Source organism: Streptomyces xylophagus (genome assembly GCF_000716435.1).
GTDB classification, from domain to species: Bacteria; Actinomycetota; Actinomycetes; order Streptomycetales; family Streptomycetaceae; genus Streptomyces; species Streptomyces xylophagus.
The window spans coordinates 468,304-486,907 of sequence record NZ_JNWO01000007.1 but is presented as its reverse complement, the minus strand read 5'-3'; the positions used below and the strand labels follow the sequence as shown (position 1 = coordinate 486,907).

Annotated in this window: 13 protein-coding genes, 1 tRNA gene and 1 pseudogene; 7 read left to right on the top strand and 8 right to left on the bottom strand. The window is 66.3% G+C overall.

All coding sequences use genetic code 11. The features are described 5' to 3' along the window. The first annotated feature begins 1 nt into the window (after position 1). Together OO70_RS17150 and OO70_RS54625 are read left to right on the top strand one after the other, a co-directional pair. Positions 2–75: transfer RNA gene (locus tag OO70_RS17150), tRNA-Pro, on the top strand. Positions 76–568: 493 nt separating this feature from the next. Beyond that, positions 569–751, top strand: coding sequence for a hypothetical protein (locus OO70_RS54625; protein WP_158711485.1), 183 nt, complete (start codon positions 569–571; stop codon positions 749–751). Here the strand turns inward: OO70_RS54625 and OO70_RS17145 are convergent. Then, a complete protein-coding gene (locus OO70_RS17145; RefSeq protein WP_043671119.1) occupies positions 723–1,523 on the bottom strand; it encodes a hypothetical protein in 801 nt (266 codons plus the stop codon). The genes OO70_RS54625 and OO70_RS17145 overlap by 29 nt on opposite strands. Positions 1,524–1,548: 25 nt before the next feature. Then, a complete protein-coding gene (locus OO70_RS52470; protein ID WP_158711484.1) occupies positions 1,549–1,956 on the bottom strand; it encodes a GNAT family N-acetyltransferase in 408 nt (135 codons plus the stop codon). A gap of 180 nt (positions 1,957–2,136) precedes the next feature. Between OO70_RS52470 and OO70_RS17135 the strand changes: the two genes are divergently transcribed. The 4 genes from OO70_RS17135 to OO70_RS56860 are packed head-to-tail and all read left to right on the top strand — an operon-like array spanning position 2,137 to position 5,906. Further along, positions 2,137–2,865, top strand: a complete 729-nt coding sequence (locus OO70_RS17135; RefSeq protein WP_043671116.1) for an SCO2525 family SAM-dependent methyltransferase — start codon at positions 2,137–2,139, stop codon at positions 2,863–2,865. Positions 2,866–2,887: 22 nt separating this feature from the next. Then, positions 2,888–4,708 carry an SCO2524 family protein gene (locus OO70_RS17130; RefSeq protein ID WP_043671113.1) on the top strand — a complete coding sequence of 607 codons (1,821 nt, stop codon included), beginning with the start codon at positions 2,888–2,890 and terminating at the stop codon, positions 4,706–4,708. 5 nt (positions 4,709–4,713) lie between these two features. Continuing rightward, a complete protein-coding gene (locus tag OO70_RS17125; RefSeq protein ID WP_063749722.1) occupies positions 4,714–5,454 on the top strand; it encodes an SCO2523 family variant P-loop protein in 741 nt (246 codons plus the stop codon). Then, entirely contained in the window at positions 5,403–5,906 is a 504-nt protein-coding gene (locus OO70_RS56860; protein WP_063749721.1) for a hypothetical protein, read from the top strand. The genes OO70_RS17125 and OO70_RS56860 overlap by 52 nt, the downstream gene beginning before the upstream one ends. Positions 5,907–6,895: 989 nt before the next feature. Here OO70_RS56860 and OO70_RS17120 read toward each other — a convergent pair. The 5 genes and pseudogenes from OO70_RS17120 to OO70_RS51255 all read right to left on the bottom strand — a co-directional run bounded on the left by OO70_RS17120 (position 6,896) and on the right by OO70_RS51255 (position 15,959). Beyond that, positions 6,896–9,118: a tetratricopeptide repeat protein gene (locus OO70_RS17120; protein WP_407702814.1), complete on the bottom strand. Its 2,223-nt coding sequence runs from the start codon at positions 9,116–9,118 to the stop codon at positions 6,896–6,898. Between the two features lie 75 nt (positions 9,119–9,193). Further along, positions 9,194–11,386 (bottom strand): annotated as a pseudogene (locus OO70_RS56855) (SAV_2336 N-terminal domain-related protein); the annotation flags it as partial. 105 nt (positions 11,387–11,491) lie between these two features. Next, positions 11,492–12,481 carry an AAA family ATPase gene (locus OO70_RS17110; RefSeq protein WP_043671107.1) on the bottom strand — a complete coding sequence of 330 codons (990 nt, stop codon included), beginning with the start codon at positions 12,479–12,481 and terminating at the stop codon, positions 11,492–11,494. Beyond that, positions 12,481–14,790, bottom strand: coding sequence for a VMAP-C domain-containing protein (locus OO70_RS17105; protein WP_043671103.1), 2,310 nt, complete (start codon positions 14,788–14,790; stop codon positions 12,481–12,483). Before OO70_RS17105 ends, OO70_RS17110 begins: the two co-directional genes overlap by 1 nt. Continuing rightward, positions 14,778–15,959, bottom strand: coding sequence for a hypothetical protein (locus OO70_RS51255; protein ID WP_051741308.1), 1,182 nt, complete (start codon positions 15,957–15,959; stop codon positions 14,778–14,780). The genes OO70_RS17105 and OO70_RS51255 overlap by 13 nt, the downstream gene beginning before the upstream one ends. 1,187 nt (positions 15,960–17,146) lie before the next feature. Here OO70_RS51255 and OO70_RS17095 point away from each other — a divergent pair. Continuing rightward, positions 17,147–17,542 carry a DinB family protein gene (locus OO70_RS17095; RefSeq protein ID WP_051741307.1) on the top strand — a complete coding sequence of 132 codons (396 nt, stop codon included), beginning with the start codon at positions 17,147–17,149 and terminating at the stop codon, positions 17,540–17,542. A gap of 39 nt (positions 17,543–17,581) precedes the next feature. Here the strand turns inward: OO70_RS17095 and OO70_RS17090 are convergent, their stop codons facing one another. Next, positions 17,582–18,574 (bottom strand): sugar-binding transcriptional regulator, encoded by a 993-nt coding sequence (locus OO70_RS17090; RefSeq protein ID WP_051741305.1) that lies wholly within the window; start codon positions 18,572–18,574, stop codon positions 17,582–17,584. Positions 18,575–18,604: the final 30 nt, after the last annotated feature.

Below are 18,604 nucleotides of genomic sequence, written 5' to 3'. Positions count from 1 at the left end.
CCGGGACGTGGCGCAGCTTGGTAGCGCACTTGACTGGGGGTCAAGGGGTCGCAGGTTCAAATCCTGTCGTCCCGACTTTACGAAGTCGCAGGTCAGGGGCCGTTTCAGAGGAGATCTGAAGCGGCCCTTTGATCATTCCTGGGGACCACTTGGGGACCAGGGCCCTTGACGGGCGCTGTGGCGCACTTTGACCCGGTCAAGGTATGCCACGGGGTGGTCGGTAAGGCGCAGGGCGGGCGGTTCGTGGAGTCGTCTATGTGTTTCCGATGACCCGCTATATGGGGTGTGTCGCGACCCTTGAACGGACCGCGAAGGGTTTCTGGCCTGCGGTTTTGTGAGTGCGCAGTGTGGGCGTTGCTGGCAGTGTCTTGACGTTCGTTTTGATGGGGTGTCAGGTGCATTGTCGGGCTGGTCAGGTTATTTGATGAGCGGCGGCGGTGGGCGAGGAGCTGATTTCGCGCTACGGGTGCTGCACGCAGTTCATGCTCGACGGGCAAACCGAGTTTGTATGCCGCATGCAATATGAGGCCCGCCACGGATTTTGGCAGGCGGCGAACAGGGGCTGCCCGTGGCCGGCCGTCCCGGCTGGCCACGCCGCCGCCCCGATCCGCTGCTCGGCGACAAGGGCTACGACTCCAACCCCCACCGCGAGGAGCTGCGCAAGCGCCGGATCCTGCCGGTCATCTCCCGCAAGGGCGCCCCGAACATCAAGGCTAGGCGTTTCACAGGCAGTCCGGCAGCACCTCGTTGAGCCGCTTGAAGCCTTGCTCCCAGATGCGGTCCAACTCGGCGAAGTCCTCCTGGGGCAAGGGGCTGTCCCTGCTGGACACGAGCGGGCTGCCCGTGCTGGATCTGAGCGGATTCCGGCTGAGGATCACCTTAGTGACGATGTTCGTGGCATCCCAGGTCCGCACGACACCGAGCCCGAAGTACTCGGAGAGCTCACCGTCGAACTGCGGGTAGATCTCCTCGAAGACATTGGCCTCCTCCCCGGCCTTGCGGCTCACTATGGTCAGCCGCTCATGCCGTACGAAAGCCTCCACCAGGTATTTCTGCGTGTGGCCGCTGTCCGTCTCGACGTCGACCTCCACCGCCAGGGACCCGACATGGGCGCTGAGGTGGAACGGATACTGCTCGTAGTGCCAGACGTACTGGCCGCGCAGTTTGGTCAGGAAGTAGTGGTGCCACAACTGCCGGGCCGAGGCCAGCCGGGCGTTCTCCGAACGCAGCGTGCTGGTCAGGGAGCCCTCCAGCACGTCCGTCAAGTGCCGGAGGGTCGCCCGGTCCGAGGCCCGGGCGACCATGATGCTGATGACGGCACCGACGATCCCTCCACCGATCGCGATGAGCACACCGGAGATCTCCTGATTGGGCAGCGAGATCTTGCCGTGGTCGTCGACTGCGGCGGCGGCGAAGGCCACGCCGAATCCCGTGGTCACGACCCCCAGGGCCAGGATGAGCCAGGACCGCGCCTGACCGTCCGCCCAAGACCCGCCCTCTGCCGTGCCGTTTCTTCCGGACATCGCCTCGTCTCCCGAACCGGAACCGTCAGCCAAACACCAAAGTCATTAGGACCCGATCGCGTCCAGGCCCGTAATAGTCCTTGACGAATCCGACGTCATGGAATCCGTATCTGCCGTAGAGGCGTCGCGCTGCTTCGTTGTCCGGCCGCACCACGAGATTCATCCGGCAGGCGCCGGTGGCCTTGGAATGTCGTACGGCGGCATCCAGGAGGGCCCGGCCGTGGCCCTTTCTCTGCCATTCGGGAAAGATGCCGAGCGCCAGCAGGGAAGCATGGTCATCACCGAAAACGTGAATAGGCAGCGCATATCCCCTCAACGCACCATCGTGCTCCAGCAGAAGGAAATCATGCCGATGGATGTCGAAGAGCTGCCTGAGAAACAGGTAGCTGTAGCCCTCGTCCTCCCCAAGCACTTCATGGTCGAGACGGTACAACTCGGGAAGATCCTTTTCCTCGGGGGCCTGGAGCCGGTCTTGCCCGCTGGGTGACGTACCTGAGGACAAAGGCTTGATCCTTCTCGCGAGAGTGCCGTAAAGATCCCCATAAAGTAGCACCAGGCTAAGGGATTTGGTAGTACCCTCGACCTTCCAGGCGGGGCCGACCCGGGGAGACGTATGGCAGGGAACGCTGCGTACGACTGGGATTCTTTCGACTCAGAAGACTACCTGGAGCACAATTACGCGGCCTTGCACGACGAGGACCGAAAAATTCTGAACATCGTGCGCGACTTCCTGTGCGGCCACTCCTTCGATACGGACACTCGGGGCGTCGACGTCGGCACCGGAACCAACCTCTACCCGGCCCTCGCGATGCTCCCGTTCTGCCGGGAGATAAGCCTGCTGGACTTCTCCGGGGCCAACCGGATATGGCTCACCCGTCAGCTGAGGGAGTATTCGGCGAACTGGGACAGCTACTGGAAAGTCTTGACCGAGCAAGAGGTTTACCGGTCGGTCGAACGGCCTCGGGAGAGGCTGCGTCGGCACACCACCGTCCAGAAGTGGGACATCCTCGGCTCCGTTCCGGAAGCCAGGTGGGACGTTGGCACCATGTTCTTCGTCGCCGAGTCGATCACCACGTTCCGCGAGGAATTCACCATGGCTCTCGGAAAGTTCTGTGCCCTGCTGAAACCTGGGGCGCCGTTCGCCATGACGTTCATGGAGAACTCCAAGGGCTACGAGGTGGGCGGCAAGTCCTTCCCCGCCCTCGGAATCGGGCTGGTCGATGTGCGGGACGAGATGTGGGAGCTGGGCAACGGTCTGGAGTTCCATCACGTGAATGTCGACTTCCAGCCGCTCAGGGACGGCTGCAGCGGCGTGATCCTGGTGCACGGGCACGTCAAGTAGCAGCGATGAAGGGCGGTGCGCCGTGTTGATCCAGCCTCGCCGTGCTCTGCTCAAGATCTGGCAGTCCATCCTGAGTTGTTCCCTCATCGAGCAGTCCTGGGGCAACCCCGGCCGCGACGGCGGCAATTCGATCAGCGACGCCGAGCAGCTCGTCTGTCTCCTCTACCCCGCCCTCAAGATCCCCGTCCTGGACTTCTCCGTGCCGGACGCCACGGAGCCGGACGTGCTGAAGGCGCTCTCCCCGCTCGGTGACTTCGCCATCGCGCCCAAGGCCCTCGCCGGGATTGTCAAGGACTACCTGGCCGCGTACTCCGACGAAGGCCGACCGGTGTTCCCGCCCGGCAGCCGTGTGCGCCCCCTCGATCCGGCGGCTGAACCGTCGCCCGGACAAGAGGAGTTGGAGACGGTGGAGGCGTATTCCATGTCGGTGACCTTCTCCCTGTCCGCACTGGCCTTCATCAAGAGCTTCGCCAAGCAGGTCAGGGGCGAGGAACTCACCGCAGAGCTCCGCACCACCGAGGCCGCCCTCGACCGCCGGCTGACCCATGCGATACGCGGGCTCCTGGACAGTTTCGCCGTGGACGTGTTCCGAAAGGACTCCCCGAAGGGGGCCACGCTACTGCGCACCCTCAGCCAGCGGCACCAGTCCGAAGACGTACTCGTCGACCGGCTCCGCAGCGAACTGCAGCCGATCCGGGCCGGGTTGCGAGGCCTGTCACTGCAGGCGTCCGTCGGGCCGCTGCTTGCCGACGAAGAGCTGCTGTTCCAGTGCGGCTGGTCCTGGGGGCCGGTGCGATCCGGCGACGACGATCGGCTGCGGGTCGCGGAGCCGGTGCCCGCGCTGTACTTCACCGTGACGGCGATGGACGGCATCGTCGACTTCTTCTCCCGCCAGACCCTCCTGCTGGGACTGCTGAGTGACGAACAGCAGGCCCTGGCCCACGCGTTGCGGCTGCGCTGGGAACTGACGCAGAGTTACTGGACGGCGCTCGCCAGATTCGGCGGTGCCCACTGGCCGCTGGCCGATCCGCCATGGCGGCCGACGTACAACGAGGGCGAGGACTCGGACTACGCGACCCTCCAGGTCGCCTCCGTCGTCGTACACAACCTGATGCACCGGCACGGCGCCGACGACGTCACTCCGGTCGACGACCTGACGCCGCTGGCTGAAGTACTGGAGGAGCTGGCGGCTCGCGGCGGCATCACCCGGCGGCCGTTGGCGGACGCCCGCACGGTCGAACTCCACGATCCCGGCGAGCTGGTGCCGCTGCCGGGCAGCGAACGTTGCGGCCCCGCCCTGGGGCTGCGGGTATCGGACTACGCGCCCATGCTCCTCAAACGTATGCTCCAACTCGCCGGTCTCACGCCGGACCTGCGCCAGCGCGACCGACTCCTGTCAGTGGCCGACGACTTGGTGGACCATCTGTGGCATCGGCGCCTGGCCCGGGGTCCTGCGGCCGGCCTGTGGGACGCGCCGGAGGCGGTTTACGCACACCGGGTGGCGGCCTCCACTGCCCCGTCCTGGGATGTGACGGAACGGGTCGTCGAGGTTCTGGTCGTCGCGGCGACGGCGGTGAACACACCGCTCGCACGCAGCACCCTTCTCGCCGAGATCGTCGAAGAGATACTGCGCGACGCGGAACAGCTCTACGCGCAGGAAGTGATGAGACGCCCTGTCGGCCACTCGGCCAACAACCCTCTGGATGGGGTGGAGTCGGCCCTGCGTCGGGCTCGGGACATCGCGTCCGCCCGACCCGGCGTCGCGGTGGCGCTCGCGATCGAAGCGCTGCGGGAACTCGACTATCTCGCGCTGGCGCGGGACCGGGCCGTGAGAGGAGACTGACACCGGTGATCGTCTTCGCAACCTCCGACAAGGGCGGCACCGGCCGCTCCGTGACCTGCGCCAACCTCGCCTACCGGCGCGCCCTGGCCGGCGACCGGGTCGCCTACCTCGACTTCGACTTCGGTTCACCGACCGCCGCGACGGTGTTCGAACTCGGCTCCGCGGTAGGCCGGTTGGCGAAGGACACCGGGGTGCACGCCTATCTGCGGGGGCTGATCGCGGAGCCGGCGCGGCTGGACGTGCAGTCGCAGGCCGAGCGCGAGGTGTTGCACCGTACGCTCGTCGACACCGGCCGGCTGTGCCTGGTGCCCGGTGATCCGGGCTGCGGCGAATTCCCCGTCGACAAGGGGGTGATCCAGCGCTGCCGCAGCCTGTTCCGCAAGCTGGACGGAGAGTTCGACCTGACGCTTGTCGACCTCAGCGCCGGCCGGTCGTACGCCATCGGCATCGCGCTGCGGGCCACCGCGCCGCCGAACCCGACGACGACGCCCAGGTCACCACACCGTCGAAGGGCCGCGACGCCGCCCCGCGCCCGCTTCACACCCGCTGGCTGGTCTTCCACCGCTGGACGCGGCAGCATCTGGAGGCGACGGCGGCTCTGGTGCGGCACGAGCACGGGATCCTGCGGGTCGGCGCCCAATGGGGGCACGACGCGGAGGAGTTGGCCCGGCGGATCAGATACGTGCGAGCGGCCGTGCCCGACGCGTCCGGGCCCGGGCTGCGGAACGAGCAGGCGGAGTGGCTGAGGTCGTTCGACACCGAACTCACCCGCCGGTCGGGCCGGTTGGGCCTGGGACGAACGGCCACGCTGGGCACCGTACCCCTGGACCCCGTACTTCAGTGGAGCGAACAGCTCATCACCGACGAGGACGTGCTGATGCCGTCGATCGCCAACCCGGAGACGGTCCACGCCTTCACGGACCTCGCGGACGCGCTGACCGACGACCTCAACCGAGCCGTCTCCTACTTCCAACTCTCCGTGGAACTGGGCCACTTGTACATCGACGGCTTCGCGGCTAGTACGGAGCTGGCTGCGGCGGCGCGATTTGGGACCACCGACACGCCAGCTGTAGTTCTGGTTATGGCTGGTCCTGCAGGGTGTGTCGGTGCTGGTGGCAAGCTTGGTGGTGGCGCGAGGCCATCCAGTGCGGGATGTGGTCAGCGTCCCGGACTGGTGGTCTGGGACGGATGCGCGTAGGAGCCGGACGAATTTCGGGGCAGGTCAACGGGACGAGACGGGCCGGTTGCGCAGGGCGGGCCGTGGTCGTGGCGGAGGTGGCCAGGACGAGGACGGCGAATGCGGCAAGGGAGACCACGACCAGCGCGTCCAGGAGTTCCAGCAGGTGCCTATGGTCCAGGCCGGTGAAGGTTTCGCCGAGTTGGAGGGTCTCCTCTGCATCGGCTATCTGGATTGGGGCTGGAAGGGCGGGGCCGACGGCCTGACGAGCGGCGCCGGTTCTGATCCGACCTCCGAGGTCCCCTTCCCGGATTCATTTCTGGGGTCAGAGCGGCGGATCCGGGGACCAGTTGGGGACCATACGGTGTGCGCGATGGCGAACGGCAGTGCCTCCACCGCACGGTTTGCGCCCAGCTTTGGTTCCATATGTGTCGGAAATATCTCTAGCTCTTACTCCTGGGGTCAAGGGGTCGCAGGTTCAAATCCTGTCGTCCCGACTTTTGAAGTCGCAGGTCAGAGGCCGTTTCAGAGAGGATCTGAAGCGGCCCCTTGATCATTCTTGGGGACCACTTGGGGACCAGGGTGTTTGAAGGGGGCTGTGGCGCACCTTGACCCGGTCAAGGTGCGCCACGGGGCGGACGGTAAGGCACAGAGCCGCCGGTTCGTGGAGTCGTCCGTGTGTTTCCGACGACCCGCCACATGGAGCGTGTCGCCATCCTTGAACCGGCCGCGAAGGGATCTTGACCTGCGGTTTTGTCCGTGTGAGGTGTAGGCGTTACGGGCGATATCTTGACGCTGAGATGACGCTCGTCTTGATGGGGCGTCAGGAGCGTTGGAGGGCTGGTCAGGCCGCCTGTAGCGGCGGGGGAATGGGTAACTCTTCAGCGGAAAGAAGCCCCGGTGCTGGCTGGTGATTGGCGTTGGAGCGAAGGTTGGCCAGATCGGCCCCGAGGCGACAGGTCGTGATCGGATTTACCGAGACATGGGCGTGACCTTCGGCAGGGCCTCTTTTAGATTCGTTGGTCTGCGCGAGAGCGTGCCTGAACTGCTTCTGTCGGAGCATTGGCGCGAGTGAAGGCGTCGGCGGCTTGGAGGTAGGCGGTGCGGGCTTCGGCGGAGCGGTTGGCGGCCTCATAGGTGTGGGCCAGATTTTCCAGGATCCGGCCTGTCCTGTACCAGTCCTCGAACTCTGTGTAGGTCTCCAGGGCCCTGCCGTATGCCTCGGTTGCTTCGTCTGTCCGGCCTGCTTGTAGTAGGGCGTTGCCTAGGTTGCTCCACGTCGCGGCTTCGCCGTGACGGTCTCCTGCGGCCTGGTGCAGGTTGCGGGCGCGGGTGCTGGAGTTAATTGCTTCGTCTGTCCGGCCTGCTTGTAGTAGGGCGTTGCCTAGGTTGGTCCACGCTGTGGCTTCGCGGTGGCGGTCTCCTGCGGCCCGGAAGAGGTCGCGGGCTCGGGTGTGGGCCTGGATCGCTTCAGCCGTGCGGCCTGTCTCCCGCAGGGCGTTGCCCAGGTTGTCCCATGCGATTGATTCGCCGCGTCGGTCTCCAGCAGTCCTGTGAAGGTCGCGGGCTCGGGTGTGGGCCTGGGTCGCTTCAGCCGTGCGGCCTGCCTCCCGCAAGGCTCTGCCTAGGCTGTCCCACGCCATCGCCTCGCCCAGCCGGTTCCCAGCCCTGCGGGCGGCCTCTCGTGCGGCCTGTGCGACAGTGATCCAGTCGTCGATGTATCGGCGCCAAGCGAGGTATTCCGCCAGACATTCGGCTAGGCGTACTGCCATGTCCGCGAAGCGTTCACTCTCGTCACGGGCCCACAGCACGGATGCCACTAGCTCCGCCCGCTCGCTGTCCAGCCACTCCAGAGCCTGCCCCCGATCCGCAAACAGTTCTGGCTCTTCCATCCCTGGCAGCCACCGCAACCGGTTATCCGCCGCCTCCGCCCATCGGCAGTAGAGCCCCAGCATCCGCTCCCGTGCTGCCTCCCCCTCCTCCCGTAGTCCTGCGTCGCTGGCCGCCACACCCGCTCCGAACGCCCGCACCAGGTCGTGTACGCGCCACCGAACTGTGGAAGCTGCACTGTTGATGCTCTGTACGGGCGTGACGAGATGTGTGGCGGCCAGGTCCTCCAACAGGGAGAGCACGGCCTCTGTGTCAAGGTCGGCGAGGGCGGCGATTGCCTCCGTGCCGGTGTCGGTACCCGGCGCAAGGCAAAGAAGACGCAACAGGCGTGCATGGTTGGGCGGGAGCCGACGATATGAGGTCTCCAACACGGGGCGCAGGACCAATGACCGGCCGTACAGGTCCGTGCCAGCGTGGCCGTGGTCGAGAACGGTGGTCGGGTCCCCGGTATCTCGGATCTCGGTCACGAGGGAGGCGATATCCCGATGGCGTCGCCGACGCAACATGCCCGCGGCGATCTGGAGTGCTAGCGGCAAGTGGCCGCATAGGTCGGTCAGTTCGCGCAACGCGTCGGGTTCCTGCGCCGCGCGTTCGTCGCGTTCGTCGGTGTCGAGCAGGGCGCGCGTCACCAGGGCCACGGAATCGTCCGGATCGAGGGTCTCCAGATCGATGAGGCGGATCGGCAGCGCGTCAGGACGGTCCCGGGACGTGATGAGCACTCTGTGGTGGTCCGTGCCGGGCAGCAACGGCAGGTACTGCGACGGATCCGACGCGTTGTCCAGGATCAGCAGCATCCGGTCCCGACGCTCGCCCAGCAGCGTGCGGTACGCGTCGTACTGGCGCTCGGTCGTCGGCGGCAGATCTCGGTCCCGCACGCCGAGCGCGTCCAGCAGGGCCAGTAGCGCCTGATCGGCCGTGACCGGGTCGTCGTCGTAGCCGCGCAGGTCCACGAACAGCGTTCCGCCCGGGAACCAACCCTTCGCGCGGGCCTGGTGCGCCGCCTCCACGGCCAGGGCGGTCTTGCCGATGCCCCCCATGCCGGTGACGGCGAAGATGAGTAGTGGGAGGGCGGTCGTGCCGTCGTCGGTCGGTGCGAGGTGGGGGAGTAGGCGTTCTAGCTCCGCCGACCGGCCAGTGAAGCCGAGGGGGCGAGGCGGCAGCGAGGCGGTCGTGCGGGGGACCGGACCGTGAGTGACGCTCCTGCTGCCTTTACCGCCGCCTGTCGCTCTTGTGGGCGGTATGGCCGTGGAAGTTGTCGCCAGGAAGTCGATGTGGGTTCCGCCGTACGCCGATCCGCCATCCTGGAGTTGATGGGGACCCTCATCGAGGGCCGCGGAACTCATGCGGAGCTGGTGCTTGCGCAGTACCGCCACCGCCACCGACGCGGCCTGTTCGGCGGCCTGTTGTTGTGATCCCGAGGCGTCAGCCTTCCGCTTGCCAGCGTTGGCGCGGTCGCTGATCCCTCGGATCACCAACGTGTCCACCTGCCCGTTCAGGTGGGCCGCGTGAGCCGCGCCGGAGCCCTCAATATCGATCGCCACCGCGTCGTTGTAGTTCTCGCGCAGGTGCCGTGCGATGTCGGACCTCGCGTCGGCCAGGACGACGTCCCCTGCAGCGATCGGCTTGAAGTGCGCTCGTACGTCCGGCATGTCACGGACCGTCGAACGTGCCGCCTGGACAAGGGCGTTCGAGCCGGCCCAGACTTCCGGGCGGACGAGGAAGCCCGTCGGGGTCTGCTTGCCCCCGTGGATGGCGTATACCTTTGTCCCTACCACAATGTCCCCGATCCCGACGTCCTCCTTAAGGCTGCCGGCAATTCCGACAAACAGCACGGCCTGCGGGCGCAGCCAGGAGATGAGACGTGTGGTGAGCGCGACGGTGTTCAGAGCTCCCTCGCCCAACTCGGCGAGCGCGACCGTCCAGTTCATACCTTCGAAGTGGCCTCGCTCGACGTGGGTTCCGTCCTCGTGGGTGAGCTGCTCCCGGCCGGTGAGGTGAGCCCGGACTGCCTGATATTCGAGACCGAGTGAAGTGATGATGAGTGCTGTAGTGGCGGGAGGGGGCGTGGCCTTGCGCTCCGGCCTCTGGTTGGGCGCATCGTCGTCAACGAGATCCGCTTTGTCGTCAAGCCCGAGCCGGGTCAGGAGCGATCTCCCGACGCGGGCGAACGGCTCGGGGCGGCCTTCCCGTTGTTCTGCTGAGGGGGCGAGCCACGCCGGGAAGTCCGGTGACCGGCCCACCAATTGCTCGATCCGTTCGCCCACACGACGGCTGGAAGCGACGAGCTCTGCGAGGGGGACGGCGTCGAGCAGCAGGTTCTTCGCCTCCATGGTGAAATCGAACAACCGGTGCTTCATCGGCCCTTGGGGCGTTTCCTGGCCCGGCCATGCCACCTGCTGCAATAGGTTGCTCAGGAAGATCTCCGCCAGCATTGTCGAGCTGGTACGTTCCGGCAGACAGGACTGGACGAGCTGCATGACCGGAACCGTTACAGGAGCCATGGCCGCGAGGTGAGCGGCTAGCCGTACTGCCGAGGGCGATGCCGAGCGGGTGAAGGCGCGGGCTGTGGCTCCGGGGTTGGTGGCGGAGGACGCAAGAGTTGGGGGCTGCGGCTCCCATAGGCGTAGCTTGACGGGTCTTCCGACCGTGGTGATGGCGGTTGCCCAGTCCTTCAGTCCGGATGACGAGAGCTCGACGACGGGCACTGGGACGTGGCGGAAGGATGACAGATCTGGCGGCAACACGGGATCAGTGATCAGCCAGGCGGTGTTGGGGGCTCCAGGGCGTGGCGCAGTGATGTTCCATGTGTCTGCGGTGATGCCGGTGCCGGCCCAGAGGTAACGGGGCAGCACGTGGAGTATGACTGTTGGGCCGGCCGTGGCCCATTGCTTCAGTTCGGCGTGCATCTGTCCGTCGCGCCAGGAGGGAGAGGCGCCGTCTGTGATCACTATGACGAGCGTGCGCCCAGAAGGGTCGGTCAGCGTTCTCGTGGGCCTGGTGCCAGTCCTGCTGCCGCTCCACGGACGTACGAGCGACACGCCGTGTCGCTCGTGCTCGTCACCCTGTTGTCCTGCGGTGTAGCACAGCTGATGGACCTCGATCTGTCTGAATGCACCGTTGCGTTCCAGCACAGCCTGAAGCTCACGGCAGTGGCGTTCCCACAGCACCATGGATACGTCACTGTCGATGACTACCGCGAGGCGGAGCCAGCGTTCAGGCAGGGCACGCAGGACTAGATTTGGGATTCCGCTATCGGCTTGCGCGGCGGCTGTGGCGTCCTCGTCGAGTTCGGTGCGGAAGGCGCTGGGGACGCGGCGCTTGAGAGGGCGCAGGGCGCGACCGAGGGCAAGGTCGTTACCCAGGACCTTCGCTCCTGGCAGGAGCGTCACCCTCGCGGATGAGGCCGTAGATATCGGAGAGCCGGTGACCGGTGTGAGGGCGTGCGGGTTGGCGACACCGTGTTCTGGATGGCCCAGTGAGCTGTCGGGGGTTTGTGATGCGGCGTCGTTCTGTACGTCAGGAACTGGTGCGGAAACTGACGGGAGTGGCGTGGCACCGTCATTCTCCGTGCCCGACGCTGCCCTCAGATGACGAGCCAGGGGTGCGTCCACTCCCTGCGGCAGGCGTGTGGTCAGCCACAGGGCGTCGAGTAGTTCTTCGTCACCGAGCTCGATCCCGGCAGCCTCCAGGACTCGCCTCAGCTCTGTGAACACGGGCTAGCTGCCAGGGTTGAGTTGATGGAGAACGGTCCGCAGTAAACCCTCTGGATCCAGCCGGGCCCCGCCCTGGCGCAGAAAGACGGCGTTGAGAAGTTGGTCTGTGGCGAGTTCTTTGAGATCGCGTTCCTTGAGGAAGGCGTCGATCAGGTCATCCGCATTCGTGAGAGCCTCAGCCCCGAGGTGGGTGGTGATGATTTCCCGGAGGCGCTCCATGCGCGGATCTTCGAGATGCAGGGGTAGGCAGCGTCGCCGGAACGCCGGCGGGAAGTCGCGCTCGCCGTTGCTTGTGATCACGACGACAGGAAACTGGGTGCAGCGCACGAATCCTCGCCGTACCTTCGCCTGCTGGCCCTGGTCCGACGTGAAAACGTGGACCTCCGATTGTGATTCGGGTAGTCGGGACAGCTCCGGAATCTCGAAGCAGCCTTCCTCAAACACAGTGAGCAGGTCGTTTGGCAGATCGATGTCGCCCTTGTCGAGTTCGTCGACAAGGAGGACGCGGGGCCGGTTGGCTGCTACGAGTGCTGTGCCCAGTGCGCCGAGACGGACGTACCGCCCGATGCCTGGTGCCATCTCACCCTCGGGCGTCGGCGGGCCGTTTTCCTGGAGGCGGCCGATGGCGTCGTAGCGGTAGAGGGCGTCCTGGAGGGTGGACCGGCTGTTGACTGGCCAGCGCAGTACCTCGCCGAGGTCCAGTTCGTGGGCGATGGCGTCGGCCAGTGAGGTCTTCCCTACACCAGGATGGCCCGTGACCAGCAGCGGCCGGCGCAGATGTAGGGCCGCATTGATCACGTCGACTGCGTCGTCACTGATTACATAGGGGGGCTTCGGCGCGGTGGGCGTTGCGCTGTTTTCCGCTGCTTCGTCGTAGCTCCTGAAACGCCGCCACGGCGGGGCATCGGGAATCTCCGTGCTGCGCTTTTCGCCGTCACCCCGGAAGATCCTCCATTCGGGATTCTCGGCGGCGGCACCGGTCTGGCCAGACATCAGCGACTCGCTTCTTCTTCGGGGATGGACGATCGGGTCAGTGACAGCACTGGAGGAAGCTGCTGGTCGTGATCTTCCAGGAGGAGGGCGGGGCGCAGAGGGTGGCGGGCGCCATCCGCTTGGGCCCGCGCCCAATAGCTCTGCACACGTTCGGGCAGCTCGTGGAGGGCGCCGTCCGGCTGGAGCGGTGCGAAGTCGGCGGTAGCGAGAGCGTGCGAATCCGCGCTGTCCCACAAGACGACGGGATATCCAGCGAAAAGCGCCGCCCGGACGAGCGCGGCGCAGTTTCGTCGACCGGAGCGCACTACCACGCGAGATGCGTTGCGGTCGCAGCTGAGTGTCCCGTATGCCTGTCGATCGTCGACAGCATTCGATTCGTCAAGATAGACGACCTGGCTGAGGGAACGACTAGCCCACCGTCGCCTAAGGGAGTCGCGGCGACGCTCTTCCCTATCGGCCGAGGCCATTGGAGCGCAGCGCAGCGCGATCTGCTGTTCCACACCCAGCAGGATGGGTGGTGGCTCGCCAGGGGCGCCGTCCCAAGCGTGCACAGGGATATTCAGGAGGTCGTCGTGCTGCAGCACGATCTCCACCACAGGAGTAGTGCCCTCGTCCGTGGTGAGTGACCGCGCAGCTCGGTCGATGAGGCGCATGGCGCGTTCGGAGGTGACCGGGACTCCGTTGTCCGTGTGGCCATATCGGGAGAGTTCACCCGTCCCTGGGGCGGTCCAGACGATGCATGTGTAGCTGTCCTGCGTGCCCTCGGGGTAGATCTCAACAACGATGCGGGGCGATGTGTGCGACGCCTGTAGGGCGGTGTCCCACGCCTCGGCCTTCCCACGGACGCGGTTCAGTTCGCTGGCATCCACGAGCAGTCGCTCGGCGACCCGATCACCCCACTTCGCAAGCTTGATCCGCAGAGCAGGCGGAACCTGCTCGGGCCCAGTGTGGACGGCAAGGAACTGGACGAACTCCACGACTGCCGGAACCTTGAACCCCTTCACCGCTGGACTGTAGCCTCCGGGGAATTTCTCGAGTCCCTCGACATGTTCCATGAGTTCGTCCGGGCTCAGAGCGCCGTTCGCTGTTACCTGAACACCGACGGCCGAAGTCGCAGCCCCTGTCAGCGCGTTCACCGTGGCTGGCGACAACCTCGGCCAGCACGCGAGCAGGTGATACAGGTCGGCGTGCTCATGCACAGAAAGCAGACCGGGCACTCCGTGGACAAGTGTGAGTTTGATGAATGCATGGGCGGTCTCGATGTCTCCGTCGGAAGTCAGGGCTTCGATGAAGGTGGCCATCGTCCGGGGTGTGCGCAGCAGAGCTCTGGCGAACCACTCGACGGGGTCCATGCCGCCGGTGGGTGCGAGGCCGCACACCTTGGCGATCCGACCGGCGTACTTCTGACAGGAACCTTCGTCCGCTCCGAATGCCGTGCGAAGCGTCCCAGCGACGTCTAGGAGAGCCGCATGGTCCACGCGCGCGAAAGTCGCGCCGAACTCCTGGGTGCCGTCGAGGGCGCGATAGCGGTAGGCCATCGGTGTCTGCAGCGTGCCCGTGGACGTGTATCGCTCCTCGAACCAGGTCCGTACGCCCAGTTCGAGTTCAGGCAGGTCCGGGCGCAGGTCGGCTGCATGTTCTTCCAGCCAGTCGAGGACCGCGCGGGAAAAGAGCCCCGTGCCCTGCGCCATGTCCTGCTCGGCCTCCTGCCCGTCCCGTGCCGCGTAGAGCAAGAACTGGTCGACCTCGCGGCGAGAGGGCTGGGGGAACGGAACAAGCACCGTTCCGTGTGTTAGCTGGTACTGCTCCTCGAATGCCGCGCAGGCATCGACGAACAGAACCTGCTGCGTGAAACCAGACAGGTCGTCACGGGTCAAGAACTCACGTAGCTCCTCGACACCGAAACACCGCAGGTCGACACTGCACGCGTCAGGAGTGAAGAGCACCGGGCCCGCGCCGTTCCTGCCCAAGACTCCGTGTCCGCCCCAGTAGACGTAGAGCATCTCGCCGGAAACGGTCGCCAGTTCATGGACGAAGACTTCGCGAATGTCCTCGGCTGCGGTGACGCTGCGCCAGGTGAGGTCGGCGCTCTCGGCCTCGGCGGTGATGCTCGGCACGCTTTCGTCCAGGGAGGAGAGAAGCAGAGTGATGTTCTGCTTCGGGACACCTCCTTCGCGTAGCCAGCGTGCGAAGCGCAGCGCGTTAGCAGCAGCTCCCCGCAGGCTCATTTCAGTAGCCTTCGGGTAGTTTTCCAGCCCGACGACGACGGCATGAATATCGCCGGGATGTATCCGGTTCAGCTCAGCCATTCGCGGACGGCGCTCCATACTTCGGCGTTGGACCAGTACGCACTATGCGCGAAGGGGAAGGGTTGCCCGTTGGACACCTCTACCTCATACACGCGGTCCTTGAATACCTCGGCCGCGGTGTAGGAAAGCAGATCCCATGGGTCGTGGACGTTCAGCCATGCTGCCGGGAAGTGCGCCGGCAGCGTGGCTGGGTGTTCCAGCCCGGTCAAGGCCCCACATGCGTACAGAAGCGCGGCCTGAGAGCCGACGGTGATCAGTTGGTCGACCCGGTCGAGCCGCTCCATGGCTAGCAGGTCCACGCAGGCGACCCCACCGAGGCTGTGGGCAAGCAACGTGATCTTGTCCCCGGGGGCGTGTTCCACGGTCCGCTGAATCAATTGCCGGATACCGTCCCCGCGGGCCTGGTATCGGAGGATGTCGCCCACCATGGGGAGCGTGCCGTCGCTCAACGCCCCACGTCGGTCCACGGTCCATCGGGTCGCCGCACGGAGTGCGGAGGTCTTCACGGCCTTCCCCACCTTGCCAGTCAGAGCGCGGCTCCCTCCGGACAACTCGGTGCTGAGGGTGGCTAGCAGGGCATCCCGGGCCGGACCGGCTAGGGCATCCGCGCCGCGTACCTGCGCCGCAGCGAGCGTGGCGGCCACGACGGACTTTGCCACCGCGTGCCGGTGCTCGTAGCCGTTTTGGTCGACACTGCTGGCGGCATCGCGCAGCTCGGGCGAATTGGCCACCGTGCTGAGCGCTGTGACGAAGTCGGCGCGTAGCCCGTGCCGATCGAGGCGATCCAGGAGCTCGGATGAGGGCCGGTATTCCTGAACCGCGGTGAGGAAGCTCTTGATGGGGGGCACACCCCTGACTACTCCCGTCTTCGGTGCAGGACGCAGGCTGAGCAGCCGGAGCTCGTAGCCAGGATCGTGGTAGAGCACGCCCCACTCGGCAATGGAAGAATCTCGCTCCACCCTCTGCTTGCCGCCGCCGGACTCGGCATAGCCAGGGATCGGAGTCTCACCGGGGATGAACCTCGCGCCTTGACTTGGCCCCCAGAGACAGCCCCTTACCTCCCAGTCGGGCTGGATCTCGTGAAACTTGGTCCGCACAGTGGCGAAGGTGGTGTTGTACGACTCCTCGCGCACGCCCGTGCCGTGCACGAATACGATCGATCGCTTCATAAGTCCCCCGGTACGCGGACCCCGATACCCCGCACAGAGAGTGCCCTTTTGCGGTCCGGTCCAATGCTAGCCAGGCGGGGACTCGTGAACATGGCTTATGAGAAATGCCGTTGGCCGGCGAGGGCAGGGCTTGATCAAGTTCCGTGAGGGCCCAGGTTGTTGAAGATACCCAGGATCGGGGGTGCTCGAGAACGCACGCCGTGACTAGCTCTGGCGAACCGACCCCCTGACCCGGCGGCGGCCCTTGGGCGAGCGCCACGGTTGCCTCGGCGACGCTGACGCAATCCTCTCCAACGAGCAAGGGGGCTCGCGACGCTGGCTTGGGGACCAGCTCCGGGGACCAGTGTTCGGTGCATGGATCTGCCTCGCAGTGTTGGCTGTGGTGAAAGTCAGGGAAGGAGGCGATGCGGCCCGGGGGCGAAATCAGAGGGGGCAGTCAGTGCAAGGCGCTGCGCGAGACGGACCCGGACCTCGCGGTGCGCGACGGGACCCACGCCGAGGCCTCCGGGTCGGCCACGGCAGCGCCGACTGCTCGGCTAAGCCGTCGCCTCAGAGTGACCGTCCAGGTCGTCACGGACGGGTCGGCACACTCCTGTGGATCTCACCTAGGGCGCCTAAACAAGGTGCTGGCCAGCCTCGGGGCGCCGACGGCTTCCAACGAGCTACCCGACGACAACTCGCTCCGCCTCGGCGCATCAACCGGCTACGAGGGACTTCGCCAGAGTCTTGCGAAGTGTCGGGCAGCCTGCTGAGAGCGGGCTTTTCTGTGCCATGACGCGGTGGGTAATCATGCGGGGCGTTCCCGCCTCGAAGGACAGGCCGCTTGCGGAGCCGTAGCTGACGAGTGTGTCCCAGAGCGAAGATGTTGCTCTCGGGGCAACGGGTACCTGTGCGGCAGTGTCCCTGGCTGTCCAACGGTTGGATCCTGGCCATGGTGTCGGCACGTCTCACGGAGCCTCCGGCGGCACAGCTATGACCGCGAGTGGGGACCAGTTGGGGACCACACGGCGTGCGCGATGGTGCACGAGGGAGCCTTCTACACACATCCTGCGTCCCGGTTAAGTCTGCTATATCCAGAAAATGCCTTCGACCCACACTCCTGGGGGTCAAGGGGTCGCAGGTTCAAATCCTGTCGTCCCGACGGTGCGAAGGGTCTTCGCGGGCGAGAGCCTGCGGGGGCCCTTTTCGTGTGGGACGTTTCCCGTCCTGGACAACGCACGCGCTCGGGCACGGCCGGCGCACTGGGCCGATACCTGGTCGCCGCCCTCGACCGGATCGCCGACGCGGCACGGTGGAAGGCCGAGGTCGTCACGGCTCAGGGGCGTACCGTGCCGGCGAGCGTCATCCACTGGCTGCGCTGTCGCGAGCTGTGGATCCACGCCTGCGATCTTCCGTCGTACGGTGAACTCCCTTCGTCCTGCGATCTCCGGGTGCGGGCGACCGACCGCGCGGAGACGAACGTAGAGGAGGCATACGTTCAGGGTCCCGCCGCCGATCTCGCGCGGTGGTTCACCGGCCGTGGCGCGGCACCGCGACTTCGTACGGCCAGCGGTGAACTGCCTTTGCTGCCGCCCTGGTTGTGACCGGGACGAACCCCGGCCCCACGCACAGGCGCGCCTCCGTCACTCCTTTTCCTCCAGCAGCCGCCGCGCCGTACTCGTGTCCGTCACGAGCGCCGTGATCCACCGCCCCCGCAACGCCCCCCGCACGGCGGCGTACTTGCGCGTGCCGCCCGCCACGGCGATGCGGCGCGGGACCGTGCGGAGCTGGTCCGCCGAGATGCCGATCGTCCGCTCGCCGAGACCCGCGTCGACGTATATGCCGTTCTCGTCGAAGAAGCGCTGGCAGATGTCGCCGACCGCCCCCAGCGACCGCAGCCGCGCCAACTCGTCCTCCGCGACCGCGTTCCCGCTGAGCCGCAGCAGCGGCGAGGGCTCGACGCTGCCGACGCCCACGAGGACGACGGTCAGCTGCTGCCATGCCTGGCTGACCTCCGCCACGGTCGGGTCGTGGAGCAGAGAGAGCCGGGCCTCGGCGGAGCCGACCAGACCCGGGGCCCGGACGAAGAGCGGGGTGCCGCCGGTCAGGTCGGCGAGGCGCGCGGTGAGGCGGGTGGCCTGGACCTGGCCCTGCGGGTCGCCCATACCACCCATGAGCTGGACGACCTTGTCGGCCACCTGCTGCTTGGCCGGCTGCATCACGTTGGCGGCGGCCAGCAGGGTCTCGCTCCAGGTGGAGACCCCGATCAGGTCCCCGGGGCGGAAGGCGGTCTCCAGGTAGCTGGCCGCACCCGAGCCGAGGGCGCGGAGCAGGCTGCGCGGGTGGTCGAGCAGGTCGTCGCCGTCGATGATCACCACGTCGGCCAGCTGGTAGCGCTCGGCGACCGCGTCCTCCAGGTCGCTGTGGATCCCTTCGGGGGAGACCACGATGGTGCGCACCACGCCCAACTCGGCCGCGCTGCGCAGCAGTCGGGACACGCCGGCCTGGGAGAGGTTCAGCGCTTCGGCGATCCGGGCCTGGCGCAGGCCGCGCTCGTGGTACAACCGGGCGACACGGACGATCAGCCGGAGTTTGTCGACCGGCTCGTGGCCGGTGAGGTCTGGATGTTGGGACACCCGCTGAACATTACTGAGGTTCTGGCCGGT